This is a genomic window from Nocardioides rubriscoriae, assembly GCF_008087085.1.
GTDB lineage: Bacteria > Actinomycetota > Actinomycetes > Propionibacteriales > Nocardioidaceae > Nocardioides > Nocardioides rubriscoriae.
This window is the reverse complement of sequence record NZ_VIYJ01000003.1, coordinates 117,276-138,592: the sequence shown is the minus strand read 5'-3', so window position 1 is coordinate 138,592 and position 21,317 is coordinate 117,276. Positions and strand designations below refer to the sequence as shown.

Below are 21,317 nucleotides of genomic sequence, written 5' to 3'. Positions count from 1 at the left end.
CCCGGATCGTGACCGTTGACACACCGCGCGCTGCGGACGTAGCGTCCCCCGCGTGTCAACACTGTTGACCGAAAGGTCTCGAAGGGCCACCGCCGGGGGGCTGGCCGGGCTGGTCTGCATGCTCGCGGGCGGGTGCGGCTCGCAGCTCGACCCCTATCAGGTGGCCGCGGCCCGGGAGGGCGGGGCGGCGCAGGTCGCCGGTGCCGCCGCGGCGCCACCGGCCGGGGGCGAGGTCGCGGCGCAGCCCGGCGACGCGCCCGGCGCGGGTGCCGGGACCCCTCCGGCCGCCGACGCCCCGCAGGACGCCACCGGGCTCGGGGCCCCCGCCGACCCCGGCGCCCCCGACGCCCCCGCCGCCTCCGGTGGTGGCGACGTTCCCGCCGACGTGCCGGAGGCCAACGCCCCGGTCGGCGACGGGCCGCAGGGCACGTGCGAGGGGTTCGCCAACGGTCCCGGCATCACCGACTCGACCATCACCATCGCCAACGCCTCCGACATCACCGGGCCGGTGCCGGGGCTCTTCCTCGCCGCACGTCAGGGCACCGAGGCGTTCGCCGCCTACTACAACGCCACCGAGAAGCTCTGCGGGCGCTCCCTGAAGGTGCTCGAGCTCGACAGCTCGGCCGACGCCGGCGCCGACCAGCAGGCCTACACCCGGGCGTGCAACGAGGCGTTCGCCGCCGTGGGCTCGGTGTCGTCGGCCGACGCCGGTGGAGCCGCGACCGCCGCGGGCTGCGGGCTGCCCGACGTGCGTGCCTTCACGGTCACGCCCCAGCGGCAGGGGTGCGGGACGTGCTTCGCGTCGTACTCGGTCGACTCGTCGCAGATCGCGGCCTCGCAGCCGCAGTACTGGTTGAAGAAGGAGCCCCAGGCCAGCCAGCACGTCGGGATCTTCTACGTCGACGTGGCCGCGGCCAAGACCAACGCCGAGTCGTTCGGACGCGGTTTCGAGAAGGCCGGCATGAACGTCGACGTCGTCCAGGGCATCCAGACCTCAGAGTTCAACTACGTGCCCTACGTCGAGACGATGAAGCGCGAGGACCTCGACTTCATCATGTACTTCGGGCCCTACCAGTTCGCGATCAGGCTGCAGAAGGCCATGCAGCAGCAGGGGTTCAGGCCCACGGTCTACCTCCAGGACCCGACGATCTACGACGCCGGCTACGTCGCGCAGGCCGGCGGGGCCGGCGAGGGGTCCTACGTCTACTCGACCAACGAGCTCTTCGACAGCCAGGCGGCGGAGATGAAGCTCTACCGCGCCTACCTCGACCAGGTCGCGCCCGGGGCGACGCCCAACTACTACGGCCTCTACGCGTGGTCGGCGACACGGCTGTTCGTCGAGCAGGCCACGGCTCTCGGCGGCCGGCTCGACCGCGCGTCGCTGGTCGCCGCGCTGCGCAAGGTCAAGGGCTGGACCGGCAACGGGCTGCACGCGCCGATGAGCGTCGGCACCGGCGACACCTCACCGTGCATCAGGATCATCCGGCTCACCGGCTCCACCTGGAAGCAGGTGTCGCCCGGCGACTACGTGTGCGGGGGGCTGATCGGCACGTGAGCGCAGCGGTCAGCTGGCGGGCTCGGCGGCGAAGCCGTGCTGCAGGCACCACACGACGGCCTGCGAGCGACTGGTTACGCCGATACGCCGGTAGGCGCTGCGGATGTAGGTCTTGACCGAGTTGATCGACAGGTAGCTCTGCTCGGCGATCTCCTGGTTGCTCAGGCCCTGGGTGATCAGGGTCAGCACGTCGATCTCGCGCGGGGTGAGGCCGACGTCGTGGCCGAGCCGGTGCTCGACGGCCTGGTCGCGCGTCGTGACGACGACGCTGCCGTCGTCCTCGGCCAGGCTGGTCGCCGACAGCACGGCGCGCAGCAGCTGCTCGTCGTCGACGCCCAGGGAGAAGAACCCGTCGGCGCCACGGGCCAGCGCCCGCGAGGCGAGGTCGGGACGCAGGTCCTGCGACACGACCAGCACCGCGGCGCTGGTGTCCTTGACGAAGGTCTCGAGGTCGGAGCCGTCACCCTCGTGCAGGCCGATGGCGTCGTAGAGGATGACGTCGGGGTCGTCGGCGCCGAACCCGGCCGGCAACCCGACCACCCGGACCTGGTCGGGATGGTGGTCGAGCATGGCCGCGAGCCCGGTGGCCACGATGTCGAGAGGACTCACGATGGCCACCCGACTGAGGGATTCAGTCATGGTCTCGTTGTAGTCGATCCGGCTCCCGAGTGGCACCATCCTCACCCGCGCGGGTGACGACGTGGGAGGCCCCGGTGACGGGCGCCTCACGCGGCGATGGCGCTCGGGAACCCGTTCTGGACGCACCACACGACAGCCTGCGCCCTGCTGGTGACGCCGATGCGGCGGTAGGCGCTGCGGATGTAGGTCTTGACCGAGTTGATCGACAGGTAGCTCTGCTCGGCGATCTCCTGGTTGCTCAGGCCCTGGGTGATTTGCGACAGGACGTCCACCTCGCGCGGGGTGAGGCCGACGTGGTGGCCCAGGCGCAGCGGCACCACCCTGGTGGCGCGCGACTCGCGACCGTCCCGAGCGGCGTCGACGACGGCCCGCACGAGGCCGGCGCGGTCGATGGTCACGTCGACCGAGGCGTGGGCGCCGCGAGCCACGGCCTCGGCACCGAGGGCGGGGCGCAGGTCGTGGCGCAGGGCGACGACGACGGAGGTGGTGACGGCCAACCAGCGGTCGAGGTCGGCACCGTCTCCGAGGGTCAGGGCGTGGGTGTCGTAGAGGACGACGTCGGGGTCGCGGCGCGTGCTGCCGGGGCCGGGGACGCGCAGGTCGACCACCTCGATGTCGTGGTGGCCCGCGAGCATCCCGGTGAGGCCGTGCTCGACCGCTGGGATCGGGCTGACGACGGCAACGGTGAGAGGAGAGGTGTTCACGCTTCCGACCCTCGTCGCCACGGCGCCCGCACTGCCCACCCCCGCAGGTGGCCGGGTGTCGCCCCAGGGGTGAGAGAACGGGTCGTCGGCCGGGGCCAAGGGTGCAGTCGGACCCGCTCACCTCGACGGAGGTGCGGGAGTCACTACGCTGGCCCCATGTCCTCCGGTCCCGTGCGCGTCGCGATCGTCAACGACTACGACATCGTCGTCGCCGGGACGGCCGCCGTGCTCGAGCCCTTCGCCGACCGGGTGCAGGTCGTCGAGCTCGACAGCCGGATGCCGGTCGTCAGCGACGTCGACGTGGTCCTCTACGACTCCTTCGGTCAGGTCCAGGGCGACTCGATCGACGTCAAGGACCTGGTGCGCCACGGCGACGGCAAGGTCCTGGTCTTCAGCTGGAACACCGACGAGGAACTGGTGACCCGGGCGATGAAGGCCGGAGCCGCGGGCTACCTGCACAAGGGGGTCTCCGCCGAGGAGCTGGTCGCGGCGATCGAGGCGGTCCACCGGGGCGAGCAGGTGCTGCCCGTCGGTCAGGACGCCGACACCTTCGGACGCTGGCCCGGTGACGAGCACGGCCTGAGCGCCCGTGAGTCCGAGGTGCTGGCACTGATCTGCCAGGGCCTGAGCAACCAGGACATCGCCGAGCGGGCCTTCCTGGGCATCAACACCGTCAAGACCTACATCCGCACGGCCTACCGCAAGATCGGCGCCGGCAGCCGCACCCAGGCGGTGCTCTGGGGGATGCAGCACGGTTTCGAGCCCGACCGGCGCCGGGTCGTCGTCGACGACTGAGGCTCGCTCAGCCGACCAGCGAGCCCGTGCGCCGCAGGTGCTCGGCCAGCGCTGCCGGTGAGTCGTACGCCGCCACCGCGCCTGCGTCGCGCAGCTCGGCCTCGCCCACCCCACCGGTGAGCAGGGCGACGCAGGGGACGCCGGCGTCGCGGGCCGCGGCCACGTCCCAGACGGAGTCACCGACCACCACGGCCCGGCCGGCGTCGACGTTCTCGAGCGCGACCGCGACCAGCTCGCCCGACGGCTTGCTCTGCTCGGCATCGGAGCCGGTGACCAGGTCGCCGAGCAGGTGGCGGACCTCCCCGAGCACGTCGAGGAGCCGGTCGGTGAGGTCGGCGTCGCTCGAGCTGGCCAGCACCAGCGTGCAGCCACGCTCGCGCAGCGTCTCGAGCAGCTCGGCTGCGCCCTCGGTGGGGACGATCCGGCCGAACAGCCCGTCGAGCTGCTGAGGGTGTCGGGCCCGCAGCTCGTCGCCCAGGGCGTGCTCGACCGCGTCGCCGGCTGCCGCAGCGACGAGGCGGTCACCGCCCATCCCGATCAGGCCGTGCAGACGGTGCGAGGGCACGTGCAGGCCGACGTCGCGGAACGCGGCCTGCCAGGCCAGCACGTGCACCGGCACGGAGTCGACCAGGGTGCCGTCGAGGTCGAGGACCACGGTGTCGGGGGCGGGCGGCGTGTCAGGCACGGGCGACCCCCGTGAGGTCGGCGAGCTCGACCTCGAAGCGGTCGAGGTCGCGCAGGGTGAGCGTCGCGCCGGGGTGCGTGATGCGACGCGTCGGGTCGATCGCGGGGACCGGCTGGTGGAAGGTGAGGCAGACCGCCTGGTCGCCGTTGGTCGCGAAGGTCACCCCGCGGTCGGCGAACGACAGGTGGGGCGGTCCGGCGGTCTTGAGGAAGGCGAAGTCTCCGGTGCGGTGCACGGCGGCGACGTTGGCCAGCGGCGTACGCAGCCGCCACAGCCCGAAGCGGACCGTCAGGGCGTCGGGGCCGAGCTCGGCCCAGGCGGTCGAGCCGGTGATGCCGAGCAACAGCGCGGGGACCCGGTAGGACGGGGCGAACGCGAAGTCGAAGCGGTCGGGTCGCGGCGAGGTCACGGGGCGGCCGCCCGCAGCCTGTCGAGCAGGGGGCCGGCGGCCTCGTCGAGGAAGCGCTGCTGCCAGCGGTCGCCGACCTGCACCAGGGCGACGTCGGTGAAGCCCGCCTCCCAGAACGCCGACACCGACTCGACGACGGCGTCGAGGTCGGGTCCGCAGGGGATCGACCCCGCCACGTCGTCGGGCGTGACGAACTGCGTGGCCCCGGCGAACCCGGCCGGGGTGGGCAGGTCGGCGTTGACCGCCCAGCCGCCGGCGAACCAGCGGAACTGCTCGTGGGCCAGTGCCGCGGCCTCGTCGGCGTCCGGGCCCCAGCAGATCGGGATCTGCCCGACGGCACGGGCCGGGCCGCCGCCGCCGATGCGGGGTGCGCCGTCGACGGCGTTCCACGTCGTCACGAGCGAGGCGTCGGGCTCGACGGCGACGAGGTGGTCGGCCAGCGGTGCGAAGCGCTCGATGCTGCGCTCGCCCGAGACGGCCACGGCGAGCTCGACCGGCTCGTCGGGCAGGTCCCACAGGCGGGCCGACTCGACGCGGAAGTGCTCGCCGTCGTGGTCGACGAGGTCGCCTGTGTGGAGCGCGCGGATCACCTCGATGGCCTCGGCCAGCATCGACTGGCGCCGGGCGACCCCCGGCCACGACTGCCCGACCACGTGCTCGTTGAGGCTCTCGCCGCTGCCCAGGCCCAGGGTGAAGCGGCCCTCGGCCAGGATCTGCAGGGTCGCCGCCTTCTGGGCGACCACGGCCGGGTGGTAGCGCATCGTCGGGCAGGTCACGTAGGTCATCAGGTCGACCCGCTGGGTGGCCTGGGCCACGGCGCCGAGCACCGTCCAGGCGTAGGGCGCGTGGCCCTGCTCGGTCAGCCAGGGCGAGTAGTGGTCGCTGGAGACCTCGAAGTCGAAGCCCACGCGCTCGGCGTGCTGCGCGTAGGAGACGAGGTCGCGGGGCCCGCTCTGCTCGGTCATCAGCGTGTAGCCGAAGCGTGTCGTCATGTCGTCGACGCTGCCACCCTGGCCCGGACCGGTCCTCACCCGAGGGCGTGAGCCCGGCAGGGCTCGCCGGCACCGGGCGTGTGTGGGAAAACGGTCCGCGGCCGCCCTCGTTCTGGGAGGGTTCTCGCTCGTGAGCAGTGCACCCCGGGACGGCACGCGACCACCGCGACCACTCCGCATCGCGATCGCCAACGACTACGAGATCGTCGTCGCCGGCATCGCCGCCGTGCTGGAGCCGTACGCCGACCGCGTCGAGGTCGTCGAGCTGGTCGCGGGCCTGTCCCCGATCAGCGACGTCGACGTCCTGCTCTACGACACCTTCGCGCAGCGCCAGGGCGAGTCGGTGCCGGTCGCCGACCTGGTCGGCGACCCGGCGCGGCTCGTGGTCTTCAGCTGGAACGGTGACGCCGCCCTGGTCGCGGCCTCGCTGGCGGCCGGCGCGTCCGGCTACGTCTCGAAGGGCGCCACCGCCGGCGAGCTGGTCGACGCCCTCGAGCGCGTCCACGCCGGCGAGCAGGTCGTGCCCGTCGACATGGCGGTCGCGCACGGCGACGTCGTACCGGCCGACCCCGACCACGGGATCGACCAGGAGCAGGAGCTGGGTCGCTGGCCGGGAGACGAGCACGGGCTGAGCGCGCGGGAGTCGGAGGTCCTCGCGCTCATCTGCCGCGGCCTGAGCAACGACGAGATCACCCGTCAGGCCTTCATCGGCATCAACACCGTCAAGACCCACATCCGCACGCTCTACCGCAAGATCGGGGTCGAGCGGCGCACCCAGGCGGTGCTGTGGGGGCAGGCCCACGGCTTCGCCCCCGACCGGGTGCGCGACCTGACCTGACCGACCTGAACCGACCTGACCTGCCCTGAGGAGGGCCGGCGGTCAGGCGGACAGGTGCTCGAGCGACTCCTGCAGGCTCTCGGCCACGAAGTCGCCCAGGCGGCGCATCGACGGCAGGTCGACCGGGGCGGGGCCGACCCGGCGGCGGAAGCGGGCCTCGTAGGTCACCTGGCTGCCGCCGGCCGGCGTGGGCTCGAGGGTGAAGGTGTCGACGACCTCCAGGCCCGTGGCGTCACCGCGCAACCGCAGCCGGCGTCCCTCGACGTAGTCGGTCACGACGTAGTCGACCTCGGTACGACGTCCGCGGAACTTGGCGACGCTGTGGTAGGTCGTCCCCACGCCGCCGTCGCCGCTGATGCGCTCGGTGGACACCGTCGGCGGGTCCCACTCCTCGGTGGTGGTGAAGTCCGCGAGGAACCGCCACACGGTCTCGGGTGACTGGTCGACGGTGATCGTGCGTTCCACGACGGGCACGTGGACGCTCCCTCCTCACACAGGTACTGCGTTTCGACTGGTCCCTACGACCCTTGCTGGCGGCGTCGGCGACGAAAGCACCCGCAGGGGTGGCCGGGGGTCAGGCGGCTGCGGACGCGCCCTGGTCGCCCGGAGCCGCCACGGGCTCGAGGGCCCCGCGGACGACGTCGAGCACGTCGGCCACGACGTGCACGGTGAGCGCGTCGAGCACCTCGGCCGGGACGTCGTCGAGGTCGGGCTCGTTGCGCAGCGGCACGAACACCTCGGTCAGGCCTGCGCGCCGGGCGGCGAGCAGCTTCTGCTTGAGCCCCCCGATCGGCAGCACCCGGCCGTTGAGGGTGACCTCGCCGGTCATGCCGACCTCGGGACGCACCGGGCGGCCGGTGGCCAGCGACGTGAGCGCGGTGACCATCGTGATGCCCGCGGAAGGGCCGTCCTTGGGGGTCGCCCCGGCCGGCACGTGCACGTGGACGGCCCGGTCGAAGAAGGCCGGGTCGACGCCGAGCTCGGCCGCGTGCGCGTGCACGAAGGTCAGCGCGATCCGGGCCGACTCCTTCATCACGTCGCCGAGCTGGCCGGTCAGGGTCAGCCCGCCCCGACCACCGTCGCCGGTGTCGTGGGCGCTGGCCTCGATGAAGAGCACGTCGCCGCCCAGGCCCGTGACCGCCAGCCCGGTCGCGACGCCGGGCACCGCCGTACGCTCGGCGCTCTCGGGGGTGAAGCGGGGCCGTCCGACGAGGTCCTGGAGGTCGGCGACGTCGACGTCGACACGCTCCTGCTGGCCGGTGGCCAGGCGGGTGGCCGCCTTGCGCAGCGTCCGGGCCAGCAGCCGCTCCATCTGGCGTACGCCGGCCTCGCGGGTGTGGTGGGCCGCGAGCTCGCGCAGCGCGTCGTCGGTGATCGAGAACTCGTCGTCGGTCACGGCCGCCCGCTCGAGCTGTCGGGGCAGCAGGAAGTCGCGGGCGATGGCGACCTTGTCGTCCTCGGTGTAGCCGTCGATGGTGACCAGCTCCATGCGGTCGAGCAGGGCCGCGGGGATCTGCTCGACGACGTTGGCGGTGGCGATGAACAGCACGTCGGACAGGTCGAGGTCGAGCTCGAGGTAGTGGTCGCGGAAGGTGTGGTTCTGGGCGGGGTCGAGCACCTCGAGCAGCGCGGCCGCGGGGTCTCCGCGGCGGTCGGAGCCGACCTTGTCGACCTCGTCGAGGAGCACGACGGGGTTCATCGAGCCGGCCTCCTTGATCGCGCGCACGACCCGGCCGGGCAGGGCGCCGACGTAGGTGCGGCGGTGGCCGCGGATCTCGGCCTCGTCGCTGACCCCGCCGAGCGCGACCCGCACGAACCGGCGGCCCAGCGCGCGGGCGACCGACTCGCCGAGGCTGGTCTTGCCGACCCCGGGAGGTCCGGCGAGCAGGACGACGGCGCCCGAGCCGCGACCGCCCACGACCTGCAGGCCGCGCTCGGCGCGGCGCGCGCGGACGGCGAGGTGCTCGATGATGCGGTCCTTGACGTCCTCGAGGCCGTGGTGGTCGGCGTCGAGCACCGCGCGGGCGGCGACGACGTCGGTGTGGTCGTCGGTGGTGGTGCCCCAGGGCAGGTCGAGCACGGTGTCGAGCCAGGTGCGCAGGTAGCCGGCCTCGGGGTTCTGCTCGCTGGAGCGCTCCAGCTTGTCGACCTCCTTCAGCGCCGCCGCGCGCACGGCGTCGGGCAGGCCCTCGTGGGCCTCGACGCGGGCGCGGTAGTCGTCGGCGCCCCCCGGCCCGTCCGTCTCGCCCTCGCCGAGCTCCTTGCGGATGGCGGCGAGCTGCTGGCGCAGGAGGTACTCGCGCTGCTGCTTCTCCATGCCCTCGCGCACGTCCTCGCCGATCTTGTCGGTCAGCTCGACCTCGGCGAGGTGCTCGCGGGTCCAGGTCGTGAGGAGCTCGAGGCGCTGCTCGACGTCAGGGGTCTCAAGGACCTCCCGCTTGCGCTCGTCGGAGAGGTACGGCGCCCAGCCGGCCGCGTCGGCCAGCGCGCTCGGGTCGCTCATGCGCTGCACGGTGTCGACGACCTGCCACGCCTCGCGGCGCTGCAGCACCGCGACCACGAGCCGGCGGTAGTCGTCGGCCAGCTCGCGGGCGCGCTCGGAGACCGGGGCGTCGTCGTCGACCGGCTCGACGTCGACCCACAGGGCCGCGCCCGGGCCCGTCGTACCGCTGCCGATGCGGGCGCGCCGACCGGCGCGCAGCACGGCGGCCGGGCCGCCGGAGCTCAGGCGCCCGGTGCGCTCGACGGTGGCGAGCACGCCGTACGACGCGTAGCGGTCGCCGAGGCGCGGCGCGAGCAGGAGGGTGCCGTCGCTGCCGGCACCGGCCGCGTCGATGGCGGCGCGGGCGGCGTCGTCGAGCTCGACGGGCACGACCATGCCGGGCAGGACGACCAGGTCGGTGACGAAGAGGATCGGGAGTGCCGTGTGGGTCATGTCGCCTCAACGGCGGGGATGTGACGACCTGTTCCGGTGTTCGTCGTGGGCGAACGCGGGGTGGGTCGCGGGCGCTAGCCGAGCCGGCGGACCAGCTCACGCCCCAGCGCCGACCCCGACACCCACGCCGTCTCGACCTTCGACGTCGGGCCCCAGCCGTCGCCGCAGGCGGCGACGAGCCGGTCGCCGGCCTCCTCGAGCAGGTAGGGGTCCTCGCGCTCGCCGGTGGGGCGGGCGATGCTCCACCGGTGCAGGTAGGTCTCGACGGGCTCGTCGAGACCCAGCAGGTCGCGCAGGGCCGCGGTCATCGGGTCCGCCGCGGCCTGCGGGTCGTCGAGGTGGGGCTGCGCGAAGGCAGGCGTCGAGTGCGCCACCAGCACCGGGGCGTCGTCGCCGCGGCGGCGACCGTCGTCGGCGACCCAGGCGATCGTGTCGTCGCCGTTGACGAACGCGCCGTCGAGGTCCCACGTGCGACCGGGCCAACGGGCCGACAGCGCCAGGACGGGCTCGTAGTCCCTGTCGAGGCGGCGGCGTACGGCGGCGAAGGAGGGATCGTCGGGCAGCAGCCGCACGGCCTGCGGGTCGGGCATCGCGAGCACCACGGTCGGCGCGTCGGGCAGGGCCTCGACGTGGGAGCCGAGCTCGACCTCGAGGCCGTCGGCGAGGTCCTCGACCAGCGAGCGCAGCCCGCCGGGGGCGCCCCAGCGCACCGGTCCGGTCTTGGTCTCGGGGGCCGCGCCGGCCTCGAGGACGGTGAAGGTGTCGGTCCACGGGGTCGCGAGCCCGCGGCGCTGCCAGTCGGTCACCACGGCGCCGAAGCCGTCGTCGGTGACGGTGAAGTACGACGCCCCGAGGTCGACCGGGCGCCCGTCGAGGCGCCGCGAGGCCATCCGCCCCCCGACGCGCCGGCCGCGGTCGACCAGCCGCACCGCGACCCCCGCTGCCGCCAGTTCGCGCGCGCACGCCACGCCCGACAACCCCGCACCCACCACGACCACCGACGGCTCCATGACCGCGATCCTGTCAGCCCGCCGGCACCCACCGGGGTGACCCGTCGCGTCTACGCGACGGGTCGGCGCAATTCCTCGTCGACCCGTCGCGTCTACGCGACGGGTCGGCTCAGAGGAGGGCGCAGGCTGCGGCCAGCGCGCCCACGACCGCGCCGGCGCAGCGGACGCGGTCGACGACCAGGAGCCGGGCGCGCAGGTCGTCGGTGTCGGCGCGCAGCCGGCCGTGCAGCGGGGCGGCGGCGACCGCCGTCGTGGCGAGCGCGACCGCCACGCCCGCCAGGCCGACCCAGCCGAGCACGCCGGGCCCGTGGACGACGAGCGCGACCCCGGTCGCGACGAGCCCGGCGTACAGGACGGCGACGAGGGGGACGATGCGGCGCGAGTGGTGGGCGTGGGCGACGTCCCACGCGGCGGGGCCGACCTCGACCAATGCGGGGTAGACGAGCGCGGTGACGGTTGCCTGGAAGCCCGCGTGGGCGGCCGCGACGAGCGCGAAGGCGACCTCGGGGCTCATCGCCGCCTCACGACAGCGCCGCGACGACGGCGGCCGCGGCCCGGCGTCCGCTCACCATCGCGCCCTGGATCGAGCCGGTGTCGCGGTGGTCGCCGCACACGTAGTGGCCGGCGCCGAGGGCAACCGGCCGGGTCGCGGAGTACGGCGCGGGCTGGGCGGGCAGGGCGTGCGGCACCTCGTGGCGGGCGACGACCTCCCAGGAGGTGGCGTCGAGCCCGAGGAGGTCGGCGGCGTGGCGGCGCACGGTCGTCTCGGAGGTCTCGCGTCCCGGCCCGAGCAGGGCCGAGGCCTGGACCAGGTGACGACCGTGGGGCGCGTAGGTGGGCGCTGCCTCGGACACGACCGCACAGTTGACCACGGGGCCCGTGGCCCGCGTGCGGCCGTCGACGTGGAGGAGCCGGCCGCGGTCGGGCACGTCCTCGACCGACCACCAGGTCGTCACGACGCCCTTGGTGGGGGGCGCGTCGACGCCCACGAGGTGGGTGGCCTCGGGGCCGCCGGTGGCCACGACCACCGCCCGCGCGTCGTACGTCGCCCCGCCGGCGTGCACGGTGCGCCCGGTCACGGCCTCGGCCGGCGTCTCGAGCAGCACCGGGCGCGCGAGCCGGCCCGCGAGCTGCTCGGGCAGGGCTTGCATGCCCTCGCGGGGCAGGCCGGGCACGCCGGTGGCGAACATCCAGAGCAGCAGCATCACGTAGTCGTCGGCCGTCGAGCCGTCGTCCTCGAGCAGCACCCCGGCCAGGAACCGGTCGAGCACGCGCCGCAGCAGCCCGTCGACCCCGGCCCGGTCGAGCGCCTCGCCGCGAGAGCGCTGCTCCCGGTTCGCCAGCACCTGCGACAGGGGGCGACGCCGTCGCGGCACCGCCAGCGGGCGCACCCACCGCGCGACCTCGGCCAGCTCGCGTGGTCGTCGTACGGCGGCCGCGAGGCTCGACGGGATCAGCCCGGGGGCACGCAGGGGGTGGCCCAGCCGGACCCGCGACCCGTCGTCGGTCGTGGCGACCACACCCGCGGCGAAGGACTGCAGGCCCAGCGCGTCGACGTCGACGACCCGGGCGACCTCGGGGTAGGCGGGGTTGAGCAGCTGGAAGCCCCGGTCGACCCTGAACCCGTCGACGACGTCGGTGCGGATCCGGCCGCCGACCGCGTCGCCGGCCTCGACGACGACCACCTCGAGCCCGGCGTCCTGCAGCGCGACCGCGCACCTCAGGCCGGCGAGCCCGGCTCCGACCACGACCACGTCCGCATCCACGGCATGCACCCTCTCAGTCGGCCCCTCGCGGGTGCCTCACCCCCCGGCGAGCACCTGCTGGCAGTCCGGGCAGGTGCCGAACAGCTCGACGGTGTGGCTGACGTCGGCGTAGCCGTGCTCGTCGGCCTGCGCGGCGGCCCACCGCTCGACGGCGGGCCCGGCGATCTCGACGGTGCGCCCGCAGTGGCGGCACACGAGGTGGTGGTGGTGGCTCTGGCTGCAACGGCGGTAGACCGCCTCGCCGCCGTCGGTCTTGACCATGTCGACCTCGCCGAGGTCGACCAGCGTCTGCAGGGTGCGGTAGACGGTGGCGAGCCCGACCGACTCGCCCTCGCGGCGCAGGCCGTCGTGGATCTCCTGGGCGGTGCGGAAGTCGTCGGTGGCCGTCAGCGCGGCCTCGACCGCGCGCTTCTGCCGGGTCGAGCGCGTGCCGGAGGCGGCACGGGCGACGCTCTGGTCGTTCACAACGGGTCCTTCGGATCGACGGTCCACCCACGGTACCGGCCGGTCGGGTCGTCCCCCGGCCACGCACCGCCGCGCACCACCGGGGTGAGCCGTCGACCCGGACCCGGGCGGATGCTGTGGTCCAGGTCACATTTCCCTCAGGAGGTCCCATGTCGGTCAGCAGCCAGTCCCCCGACGGCACCAGCGGCGAGGTCGTCGACTGGGCCGACCTCGGCCAGAAGATGTGGTCGTTCCTGACCGGTCGTCAGGCGGCGATCCACTACACGTTCAAGGACATGCGCGTCGAGGTCCCCCGCGACACCGGCGTCAACGCCCCGCGTGCCACGTGGAAGCTCGACGGCACGCTGACGGTCACCACCGACGACAACGCCTCGAGCTGAGCCCGCGGTGGCGACCTACGTCGACGCCGACCTGCGCTTCGAGCTCGACCGGCCCGGCTCCGAGCCGGTCCGCGGGCACCTGACGGGCAGCCGCAACCGGCTCGTGCTCGAGGTCGACGACCCCGGCGCGTTCGCCGGTCCGCAAGACGCACCCGTCGTGCGCTCGGTCGCCGCCGTCCTCGCCTCGCGCGGGATGACGGTCGAGGTCCGCCACGACGACCTGCTGCTCATCACCCTGGGCCGGGTCCGCGTCCCGTGGTGGCAGCGCCGCGTCACCGGCTCGCGCCACATCCGGCTCGGCGGGCTGCGAGGCGCCTGGACCGCGGCCCGCTCCCGCACCCGCGGCGTGGGGCCGGCGCTGCCGACGTCCGACCTGCTGCCCCCGCTCACCCTGTGGCCGATCGCGCCGACCTTCGCCCGTCGCGACCGGCGCCCCAAGACGACCACCCACGGCGGCGGCGGCGCTCCCCGGCTCGTGCTCGAGAAGGAGCACCTGTGGGCCGGCGAGCGGATGCCGATCTACTGGCTCGACGACGAGACCACCATCGGCTCGGGCCCCACGTGCGACGTACGCCTGCCGGGCCTTGCCCACCTGCACGCCGTCGTGCGCCACGACCCGGACGACGACGAGTACGTCGTGGAGCCTCGTGACGGGGGCGCACGCGTGCACGGCGCGGCCGTCGGTGGCCGGGTCGTGCTGCGCACCGGCGCCCGCCTCGAGGTGGGCGACCACGTGCTGGCCTACTTCCGCGAGGAGTTCGCCGACCACGGCCGCCCGCACGGCGGCCGGCTCGGCGGCGAGCTCGGCACCCAGCTGCCCCAGGAGCCTCGTCCCGGGCGCCAGGGGCGCGACTGGTAGGACCGCCGCTCACGTGCCGGGCCGGACGGCGCGGTCAGGGCTGGAAGACCACCTTGACCATGCCGTCCTGCTTGTCGCGGAACGACTTGTACGCCGCCGGGGCCTCCTCCAGCGGCAGGCGGTGCGTGGCGAAGTCCTCGACACCGAGCACGTCCTCGTCACGCTGCAGCAGCTCGAGGATGTCGTCGCTCCACCGGTGCACGTTGGCCTGTCCCTGACGGATCACCAGCTGCTTGTCGAACAGCTGCAGCATCGGCATGGGCGACGCGGCCCCGCCGTAGACGCCCGAGATCGAGACGGTGCCGCCGCGTCGTACGGACTCGAAGGCGGTGTAGAGGGCGTCGAGGCGGTCGGAACCGGTGTGCTGCATGGCGAGCTCCTGCAGCTTCTTGGGCAGGAAGCGCAGCGCCTTCTGGGCGGTCTCGGCCACGGGCGAGCCGTGGGCCTCCATGCCGACGGCGTCGATGACGGAGTCGGAGCCTCGGCCGTCGGTCAGGTCGCGGACGCGGTCGGGCACGTCGTCGGGGTCGATCTCGGTGGTGTCGATGGTCTCGCCACCGCGGGCCGTGATGCGGGCGAGCCGCTCGGGGACCAAGTCGACGACGATCACCCGGAGCCCGCGGTGCTTGGCGATCCGGGCACACATGTCGCCGATCGGCCCGGCGCCCATGACCAGCAGGGTGCCGCCGTCGGGGGTGTCGGCGTACTCGACGGCCTGCCAGGCCGTCGGGATGACGTCGGACAGGTAGAGGAAGCGGTCGTCGGACGGGCCGTGGGGGATCTTGATCGGCAGCGTGTTGCCGAACGGCACGCGCAGCGCCTCGGCCTGGCCACCGGGCACGGCGCCGTAGAGCTTGGAGTAGCCGAAGAGCGACGCGCCCGTGCCCTGGTCGCGGTTCTGCGTGGTCTCGCACTGGCTGTGCAGCCCGCGCTCGCAGGTCCAGCAGGTGCCGCAGGAGATGTTGAACGGGACGACGACCCGGTCGCCCGGCGCGACCGCGGTCACGTCGGCGCCGACGGCGTCCACGACGCCCATCGGCTCGTGACCCACGATGTCGCCGGGGGTCATGAAGGGGGTGAGCGGGTCGTACAAGTGGAGGTCGGACCCGCACAGGCCGGTCGAGGTGATCCGGACGACGACGTCGGTCGGCTCCTCGATGCGCGGGTCGGGGACGTCGATGACCTGCATGTCGGTGCGGCCCTGCCAGGTGACGGCTCTCATGGGTCCTCCTCGGGTTCGGCGGGTGATCGGTCCCGCCCGGTACCCACCGCGACGCCGGGGACGTTCACCCGTCCGGGCGCACCTTGACCCACTGGTCGCCGTCGCGCCGGACCAGGCCGCGCGCCTCGAAGTCGCGCAGCCACCCGAGCATCGGCCACTCCCCCCACCGCTGGTGGTAGGTGCGGCCATTGCGCAGGATCGCGTCGAGGTGCTCCACCGGGGGCGAGCTCACGCGGTGGTGCTGGTGGTAGGCGCGCGCCGACCCCAGCCACCACGACCGCACCCCGGCCGCCTCGGCCCGGCGCGCCAGGTCGGTGTCCTCGCCCCCGTAGCCGACGTAGGCCTCGTCGAAGCCGCCGATGCGCTCCCAGGTCGTGGGGGTGACGGCGAAGGACAGCGACCAGAACAGCTCGGGCCGCGTCGACTCCTCGACCTGCCCGGGCCTCGGCGCCGGGCGGGCCGGGTGCGGGGCGTCGTGCGCCGCGAGCTCGGCGGGGTGGCTGACGAACACGTCGGGTGGGAGGTAGGTGACCGGGCCCGACCAGAGCCGGTCGGGGTGGGCGCACGCTGCGTCGGCGTACGCCGAGACGAGGGAGAAGCCGGCCAGGCAGTCGACGTCGAGCAGGACGACGACGTCGGCGCCGCGGTCGACGAGGTGCTCGACGCCGCGGTTGCGCGCCGTGGCGAGCGGGAGCCCGTCGGCCGGCACGTCGACGTGGACGACGTCGCGGTGCAGACCGCGGTCGTCGGACTCGCGGATCAGCGGGTCGCCCATGGCCACGACCGTGTAGAGGTCGGGCCGGCGGCGGCCGAGGGCCAGGGTCAGGTGCTGTGCGGCGAGCCGGTCACGGCGTCCGTGGGCCAGCGTGAGCACCCCGATGGTGGTCGTCGACCCGGTCATCGCGCCGCCACCTCGCAGACCACGGCGGCGTAACGCTCGACGGCACGGCCGTCGCACCAGCCGGACCAGCCGGACCCGTCGAGGGCCACGGCCTGCTCGAGCGGCCCGTCGTCGCGCGGCCACGCGTCGAGCACGACGGCCGGCCAGTCGCCGTCGCGCAGCACGGCGGCCGTGGCGAGCTGCTCGTCGTGGGGGCGCACCTGGGGCACGACGACCACGGGGCGGCGGGAGGCGGCCGCCTCGGCGAGCGCGTTCTGGCCGGCGTGGGTGACCACGACGTCGGCCTCGTGCAGCAGGCGCGCGGGGTCGTCGACCCAGCCGCCGTCGCCGCCGAGGGTGGTCCAGTGCCAGTCGCCGTCGGGGACGGCGGGGTCGGCGTGGCCACCGGCGCCGAGCAGCAGCACGGCGTGGCGACCGGCCCGTCGGCCGGTGGTCGGCGCCGGCGAGGCGTGCACCGGGAAGCGCGAGAGCGCCCCGACGCACCGCAGCCGGTCGCGGGTCTCGGGCGCGACACCGAGCAGCATGCCGTGGGCCTCGGCCGGCCAGAACGCGACCAGGGCGTCGGCGGCGTCGAAGCCGAGCAGGTGGGCGGGGTCGTCGCGGCGCCCGGGCTGCACCACCGAGACCACGGGCACGCCGTGCAGCCGGGCCAGCAGCACCACCTCGACCGAGACGTCGACGACGACGGCGTCCGGGCGCGCCGACTCGATCCAGGCCGAGACCTGCGCGGTCCGCGTGCGCAGGCCGTCGTGGTGCCGGGGCGCCCAGTGCAGCCGGCCGCGGGCGGTGGGCTCGCGGGTCTCGCCAGTGTCGTCGCGGGCCAGCTCGACCCAGTCCCCGGGCCAGTCGTGCGGCCGCGGGAGCGAGGAGAGCCCGGTCAGCGAGGGACCCCCGGTCGCGGCCAGGTGGCGGGCCAGCGCGGTGGCGCGGTGCTGGTGCCCGCGGCCCACGTGGTGGACGTAGTAGCCGACGGTGGCGCTCATGCGGCGACCGACTCGTCGACGAGCGCGGCGTAGAGGTCCTCGTAGGCGTCGACCATCCGCTCCAGCGAGCACGTCAGCTCGGCGTGGCGGCGTACGGCGGCGCGGTCGAGGCGGCGGGCCGAGCGCACCGCCGCGGCCAGGGCGACGACGTCGCCCCCCTGGACCAGGACCCCACCGGTGGCGCCGACGACCTCGGGCAGCGCGCCACGGGCGTAGCCGGCGACGGGGGTGCCCGACGCCATCGCCTCGGAGGCGACCAGGCCGTAGGGCTCGTCCCAGCCGGGGGTCACCACGGCCACCGACGCGGCACGCAGCAGGTGCGTGAGCTCGCGGTGGTCGAGGTGGCCGCGGTACTCGACCCCACGGCCGAGACGTGGCTCGACCTCGTCGCGGTAGTAGCGGCGGTCGTGGACCGGACCGACCAGCACCAGGGGCACGCCCGCCAGGCGGCAGGCGTCGATGGCCTCGTGCGGGGCCTTCTCCGGCACCAGCCGGCCCGACCACACCGCCGGGCCCCCGCCGAGCCCGAAGCGCCAGCGGGCCAGGTCGATGCCGTTGTGGATCACCGAGCTGCCCACGACGTGCGACCAGGCGTCGGCGGTGAAGGCGCTGACCGCGACGAAGGCCGACGCGACCTCCTCGAGGTGGATGGCCGACTCGACGAACGGCAGCGGCGGCGTGTGCAGGGTCGTCAGCAGCGGCAGGCTCAGCGTCGAGGCCATCGCCACCGGCAGGTGGTGCAGGCTGTTGTTGTGCACGACGTCGAACTCGTCGGCACCGGTGCGCGACAGGCGCAGCATCAGCCCGAGGTAGGCGTGGTGCTCGGCCAACCAGGTCGCGCTCGGGGCGTGGGCGTCGGCCAGCGCCGCCGCGCTCGGGGTGAACGTGTCGGGCGCGAGCAGCTCGACCGGCAGCGCGGGGTCGGAGCCGGGCGCAGCGAACAGCGTCACGTCGTGGCCGCGCTCCAGCAGGGCCGTCGCGAGCACGTGCGTCATCGACTCCAGCCCACCGGCGAAGGGCTCGCTGATCGGGAAGCGGCTCGAGGCCACCAGGCAGATCCGCACGTCAGGCCCGCCCGGCCGTCGTCGTGTCCGCCGTCGTCGACAGCAGCGAGCGGTAGAGCCGGTCGTGCGCGTCGGCGACGTCCTGGCGCTGGCGGCGCCGGTCGGCGACCGTGGTGCCGAGGTCGGGCCGCTCCGCGTGCGCCCGGCGTACGGCGGCGGCGAGCGTCGCGGGGTCGTAGCCGTCCTCGTCGAGGCGGTAGCCCAGCACCGGGCCCTGGTCGGCGTAGTAGCCGCAGCTCGGGGCGACCACGGTCGTGCCGAGGTCGCGGCACGTCTCGAGCCAGCCCGAGTGCGTCCCGAAGCGGTAGGGCAGCACGGAGACGTCGAGCCGGGCGAGGTAGGAGAACAGGGCGGCGTCGGAGAGGTAGTCGTGCACCTCGAGCTCGAGGCGCCCGGCGTCGAGGTAGCCACGCAGCAGGCGCGCCAGGCCCGCGTCGTGGCGGGCCCCGGCGGGGTCGAGGACGTCGCGGTGCGCGTTGACCTGGAGCACGGCGTCGGGCAGGTCCGCGACGGTGTCGACCAGCGTCGGCAGCACCGCGACCGGGTCCATCGAGGCGCGCAGGCTCTTGAGGTGGAGACCGACCCGGAAAGGGCGGTCCGCGCGGACGTCACGGGCCTCGCGCACCTCACGCATCGTGTCGAACGGCACCACGTGCGGGTGCGGCACGACCAGGGCGTCGCGGCCCCAGCGTCGGGCGATCTCGTCGGCGGCCCCCGGGGTGAGGGTGACCAGAGCGTCGGCGGCCGGCACCAGCACGTCGAGCAGCGCGTCGTGCGCGGCGCGGTCGGGGTGGTGCGGGTTGCGCAGGTCGTGGACGGTGTAGACCAGTGGGGTCGCGGTGCGGCGCAGCGCCGCGACGATCCGCTCGAGGTCGCGCGAAGCCAGGGCGTCGAACCCGAAGTGCAGGTGGAAGACGTCGAGCCCGTGGCCGTGGGTGTCGACCCAGCCGGGGTCGAGCATCGCCGGCGGCCACCACTGCCCGCTGGGGGCACGGCGTACGCCGAGGGGCGGCGGGTCGACGAGGCGAACGGGCCCGTCGCCGGACTCGGGAGCGAGGTGGCGGACGTAGACGTGCCCGGCGGGCACGGAGGCGACGACGACCCGGCGCGGGGTCGTGTCGGGAACGGCGAGGGAGGTCACGCCAGCCGGTACCCACGATCAGCGCCCGTGCACTCACTCGGACGGGTGACGCCCGGGCTCGCTCAGGTGGTGCGCAGCGCCTCGATCAACTCGGCCTTGGTCATCGACGAGCGGCCCTCGACGCCGAGCTCGGCGGCCCGCTTGCGGAGCTCGGCCACGGTCCAGTCGTCGTAGGACCCGGCTTGGCCGCCGCGGCGCCCGACCGCCTCAGCGCCGTCGCGGGCCTTGGCGTTGGCGATGCGGGCCGACTTCTGCTTGCTGTTGCCCTCACGACGCAAGGCCTCGTAGGTCTCGTCGTCCTTCACGCTGGGTCCGGGCTTGTCGGCTGCAGGCATCGCTGGTCCTCTCGTCACTTCCCATCGTGGGCGCGCGCAACCCGGTGCGACAGACACCGTCGGGTGAGAAGGGTCCGGGCCCCCACCCGTGGCGGTCGTGGCCCCTCCGGCTGTGGCGGGGGTCACCGCGCCGAGAGCGACCAAGTCCCCGGGTGCGGGTACCGGGCAGCACGAGCACCACACGTGTCCCGCCACCCGATGCTCGCGGGACTGGCACCGCCGGGGCCGCACCAGAGGACGGAAGATCACATGACCGACAACCACCTGAACGACCACCACCTGACCGACAACGGCCGGCGCATCAGCACCGAGACCAAGTCGTCGACCAAGACGACAGAGCTCTACGCCTACGTGGCCGCGGTCCTCGCCGTCATCGTGACCGCGGTCGTCATCGGCGACAACGGCGACGCCCCGGGCGGGGACTCCTTCGGGGGCTCCGAGGCCATGCGCTACATCACCTACCTGACCATCGGCTACATGATCGCCCGGGGCCTGGCGAAGGCCGGGAGCCGCGACTTCTTCGACGCCGACCGGCACGACGCCGCGGGCGTGCGCACCACCCGCTGAGCCACTCCCGCCCGTCGAGGGCGGGACGACGTACGACGACCCCGTCAGGTTCTTCCTGGCGGGGTCGTCTGCACGATGGATCCGTGCGGTGGATCCGTGCGGGCCTGCGCCGCAGGTCAGTGCGGGTCGACGGTGCGGCGGCGCGCCGGCTGCGGCACGGGTCCCGGGCTGAGGGGCGACGACACGTCGTCACCAGGGTCCCCGGCACGGTCTGCGGTGACCGACCCCACCGGTTGCGGGAACCGCGGCGCCGGGCTGCCGGGTCCGCGGTCCGGGGCCAGCAGCAGGGCGACGACGAAGGCGGCCACCGGTCCGGCCCACAGCAGCACGTGGCCGGACCGGGCGCCCGGCTCGACCGAGGCGGTCGTCCCCGGCGCCCGCACGCGGTCGCGCTCAGTCACCCAGTCCGGTCCGGTCCACCGAGCGGTGGAAGCGCATGCCGAGCACGCCACCGAGGAGGGCGCCGACGAGGCTGGCAGCGGCGACGGCGCCGAGGGCCACCAGGCCGCCGGTGGTCACGTCACCCGCGTCGAGCGGGATCCGGGGGAAGCTGTTGAGCTGGGAGAGCACGTCGTACCTCGAGCCGGCGACCGCCGCGACGACCGCGACCACCACCGCGACCAGGACGGCCCAGAGCCAGACCGCGAGACCCTGGCGCAGCCCGTCGAACCGAGCCATCCGCCCGGCCACGTAGCCGCCGCAGACGTAGGCGAGGAAGACCACCACGAGCAGGGCGATGCCTCCGACCAGCCCGATCGTGTCCACCTGGTCGGAGGCGCTGTCGGTGACCTGGTCGAGGTCGTCCACCGCGGCCAGGCCGATGGCGGTCCCGGCGGCGACCAGGACGGCGGTGAGCAGGACAGCGATGCCGGTGGCAGTCACCCAGCCGAAGAACGCGGAGCCGACCTTGACCCCGCCGTGCTCCTGCTTCTCCCGGTCCACGACCTCGCGCCGGCCCTGTGTTGTGATGGCGGTCGGGGGCACGGGCTCGCTGACGGCGGGCTGGTGCGTGGTGCGGTCGGATCCGGTCGGGGTGGTGCTCATGGGTCGTGTCCTCACGTGGAGACGGGTC

25 protein-coding genes are annotated in these 21,317 nt (G+C 74.3%); 6 read left to right on the top strand and 19 right to left on the bottom strand.

The features are described 5' to 3' along the window. Positions 1 to 52: 52 nt before the first annotated feature. Positions 53 to 1,555 (top strand): ABC transporter substrate-binding protein, encoded by a 1,503-nt coding sequence (locus FZC61_RS07270; protein WP_148613496.1) that lies wholly within the window; start codon positions 53 to 55, stop codon positions 1,553 to 1,555. A 9-nt stretch (positions 1,556 to 1,564) separates the two neighbouring features. Here FZC61_RS07270 and FZC61_RS07265 read toward each other — a convergent pair whose 3' ends face one another. Further along, positions 1,565 to 2,194 (bottom strand): response regulator transcription factor, encoded by a 630-nt coding sequence (locus tag FZC61_RS07265; protein WP_246142581.1) that lies wholly within the window; start codon positions 2,192 to 2,194, stop codon positions 1,565 to 1,567. 86 nt (positions 2,195 to 2,280) lie between these two features. Further along, positions 2,281 to 2,898 carry a helix-turn-helix transcriptional regulator gene (locus FZC61_RS07260; protein WP_246142580.1) on the bottom strand — a complete coding sequence of 206 codons (618 nt, stop codon included), beginning with the start codon at positions 2,896 to 2,898 and terminating at the stop codon, positions 2,281 to 2,283. A 156-nt stretch (positions 2,899 to 3,054) separates the two neighbouring features. On the opposite strand from FZC61_RS07260, the gene FZC61_RS07255 reads away from it, so the two are divergent. After that, positions 3,055 to 3,693: a response regulator transcription factor gene (locus tag FZC61_RS07255; protein ID WP_148613495.1), complete on the top strand. Its 639-nt coding sequence runs from the start codon at positions 3,055 to 3,057 to the stop codon at positions 3,691 to 3,693. A 7-nt stretch (positions 3,694 to 3,700) separates the two neighbouring features. On the opposite strand, the gene FZC61_RS07250 is transcribed toward FZC61_RS07255, so the two are convergent. The 3 genes from FZC61_RS07250 to FZC61_RS07240 are packed head-to-tail and all read right to left on the bottom strand — an operon-like array spanning position 3,701 to position 5,779. Beyond that, on the bottom strand, positions 3,701 to 4,378 hold the full coding sequence (locus FZC61_RS07250; protein ID WP_148613494.1) for an HAD family hydrolase: 678 nt from the start codon (positions 4,376 to 4,378) through the stop codon (positions 3,701 to 3,703). After that, positions 4,371 to 4,787 (bottom strand): hypothetical protein, encoded by a 417-nt coding sequence (locus FZC61_RS07245; RefSeq protein ID WP_148613493.1) that lies wholly within the window; start codon positions 4,785 to 4,787, stop codon positions 4,371 to 4,373. The genes FZC61_RS07250 and FZC61_RS07245 overlap by 8 nt, the downstream gene beginning before the upstream one ends. Next, positions 4,784 to 5,779: a TIGR03557 family F420-dependent LLM class oxidoreductase gene (locus tag FZC61_RS07240; RefSeq protein ID WP_148613492.1), complete on the bottom strand. Its 996-nt coding sequence runs from the start codon at positions 5,777 to 5,779 to the stop codon at positions 4,784 to 4,786. Before FZC61_RS07240 ends, FZC61_RS07245 begins: the two co-directional genes overlap by 4 nt. A gap of 130 nt (positions 5,780 to 5,909) precedes the next feature. Between FZC61_RS07240 and FZC61_RS07235 the strand changes: the two genes are divergently transcribed. Then, complete coding sequence (locus tag FZC61_RS07235) at positions 5,910 to 6,617, top strand: response regulator transcription factor (RefSeq protein ID WP_246142579.1); 708 nt, start codon at positions 5,910 to 5,912, stop codon at positions 6,615 to 6,617. A gap of 42 nt (positions 6,618 to 6,659) precedes the next feature. Here FZC61_RS07235 and FZC61_RS07230 read toward each other — a convergent pair whose 3' ends face one another. The 6 genes from FZC61_RS07230 to FZC61_RS07205 all read right to left on the bottom strand — a co-directional run bounded on the left by FZC61_RS07230 (position 6,660) and on the right by FZC61_RS07205 (position 12,793). Then, positions 6,660 to 7,091: an SRPBCC family protein gene (locus tag FZC61_RS07230; protein WP_148613490.1), complete on the bottom strand. Its 432-nt coding sequence runs from the start codon at positions 7,089 to 7,091 to the stop codon at positions 6,660 to 6,662. 100 nt (positions 7,092 to 7,191) lie between these two features. Then, positions 7,192 to 9,552: an endopeptidase La gene (lon, locus tag FZC61_RS07225; protein WP_148613489.1), complete on the bottom strand. Its 2,361-nt coding sequence runs from the start codon at positions 9,550 to 9,552 to the stop codon at positions 7,192 to 7,194. A 74-nt stretch (positions 9,553 to 9,626) separates the two neighbouring features. Continuing rightward, positions 9,627 to 10,562: an NAD(P)/FAD-dependent oxidoreductase gene (locus tag FZC61_RS07220; protein ID WP_148613488.1), complete on the bottom strand. Its 936-nt coding sequence runs from the start codon at positions 10,560 to 10,562 to the stop codon at positions 9,627 to 9,629. Positions 10,563 to 10,671: 109 nt separating this feature from the next. Then, entirely contained in the window at positions 10,672 to 11,076 is a 405-nt protein-coding gene (locus FZC61_RS07215) for a hypothetical protein (protein ID WP_148613487.1), read from the bottom strand. 7 nt (positions 11,077 to 11,083) lie between these two features. After that, on the bottom strand, positions 11,084 to 12,328 hold the full coding sequence (locus FZC61_RS07210) for an FAD-dependent oxidoreductase (protein WP_211357152.1): 1,245 nt from the start codon (positions 12,326 to 12,328) through the stop codon (positions 11,084 to 11,086). Between the two features lie 36 nt (positions 12,329 to 12,364). Then, positions 12,365 to 12,793 carry a Fur family transcriptional regulator gene (locus tag FZC61_RS07205; protein WP_148613485.1) on the bottom strand — a complete coding sequence of 143 codons (429 nt, stop codon included), beginning with the start codon at positions 12,791 to 12,793 and terminating at the stop codon, positions 12,365 to 12,367. Between the two features lie 149 nt (positions 12,794 to 12,942). Between FZC61_RS07205 and FZC61_RS07200 the strand changes: the two genes are divergently transcribed. Beyond that, the gene (locus FZC61_RS07200; RefSeq protein WP_148613484.1) at positions 12,943 to 13,173 is read left to right on the top strand and encodes a hypothetical protein; all 231 of its coding nucleotides are present in this window, start codon (positions 12,943 to 12,945) and stop codon (positions 13,171 to 13,173) included. A gap of 7 nt (positions 13,174 to 13,180) precedes the next feature. Then, positions 13,181 to 14,032 carry an FHA domain-containing protein gene (locus FZC61_RS07195; protein ID WP_148613483.1) on the top strand — a complete coding sequence of 284 codons (852 nt, stop codon included), beginning with the start codon at positions 13,181 to 13,183 and terminating at the stop codon, positions 14,030 to 14,032. Between the two features lie 34 nt (positions 14,033 to 14,066). Here FZC61_RS07195 and FZC61_RS07190 read toward each other — a convergent pair whose 3' ends face one another. The 6 genes from FZC61_RS07190 to FZC61_RS07165 form a co-directional block, all read right to left on the bottom strand. Next, a complete protein-coding gene (locus tag FZC61_RS07190; protein ID WP_148613482.1) occupies positions 14,067 to 15,254 on the bottom strand; it encodes an alcohol dehydrogenase catalytic domain-containing protein in 1,188 nt (395 codons plus the stop codon). A gap of 64 nt (positions 15,255 to 15,318) precedes the next feature. Then, the gene (locus FZC61_RS07185; protein ID WP_148613481.1) at positions 15,319 to 16,155 is read right to left on the bottom strand and encodes a glycosyltransferase family 2 protein; all 837 of its coding nucleotides are present in this window, start codon (positions 16,153 to 16,155) and stop codon (positions 15,319 to 15,321) included. After that, positions 16,152 to 17,138, bottom strand: a complete 987-nt coding sequence (locus FZC61_RS07180) for a glycosyltransferase (protein WP_148613480.1) — start codon at positions 17,136 to 17,138, stop codon at positions 16,152 to 16,154. Before FZC61_RS07180 ends, FZC61_RS07185 begins: the two co-directional genes overlap by 4 nt. Continuing rightward, on the bottom strand, positions 17,135 to 18,187 hold the full coding sequence (locus FZC61_RS07175; protein ID WP_211357151.1) for a glycosyltransferase: 1,053 nt from the start codon (positions 18,185 to 18,187) through the stop codon (positions 17,135 to 17,137). Before FZC61_RS07175 ends, FZC61_RS07180 begins: the two co-directional genes overlap by 4 nt. Positions 18,188 to 18,203: 16 nt before the next feature. Beyond that, a complete protein-coding gene (locus FZC61_RS07170) occupies positions 18,204 to 19,343 on the bottom strand; it encodes a glycosyltransferase family protein (protein WP_148613479.1) in 1,140 nt (379 codons plus the stop codon). Between the two features lie 62 nt (positions 19,344 to 19,405). Beyond that, a complete protein-coding gene (locus FZC61_RS07165) occupies positions 19,406 to 19,678 on the bottom strand; it encodes a DUF7218 family protein (RefSeq protein ID WP_148613478.1) in 273 nt (90 codons plus the stop codon). 249 nt (positions 19,679 to 19,927) lie between these two features. Here FZC61_RS07165 and FZC61_RS07160 point away from each other — a divergent pair, with 249 nt between their 5' ends. Then, positions 19,928 to 20,245, top strand: a complete 318-nt coding sequence (locus FZC61_RS07160; RefSeq protein ID WP_148613477.1) for a hypothetical protein — start codon at positions 19,928 to 19,930, stop codon at positions 20,243 to 20,245. 116 nt (positions 20,246 to 20,361) lie between these two features. Here the strand turns inward: FZC61_RS07160 and FZC61_RS07155 are convergent, their stop codons facing one another. Beyond that, positions 20,362 to 20,646 (bottom strand): hypothetical protein, encoded by a 285-nt coding sequence (locus FZC61_RS07155; protein WP_148613476.1) that lies wholly within the window; start codon positions 20,644 to 20,646, stop codon positions 20,362 to 20,364. Beyond that, complete coding sequence (locus FZC61_RS07150; RefSeq protein ID WP_211357150.1) at positions 20,639 to 21,289, bottom strand: hypothetical protein; 651 nt, start codon at positions 21,287 to 21,289, stop codon at positions 20,639 to 20,641. Before FZC61_RS07150 ends, FZC61_RS07155 begins: the two co-directional genes overlap by 8 nt. Positions 21,290 to 21,317 lie beyond the last annotated feature (28 nt).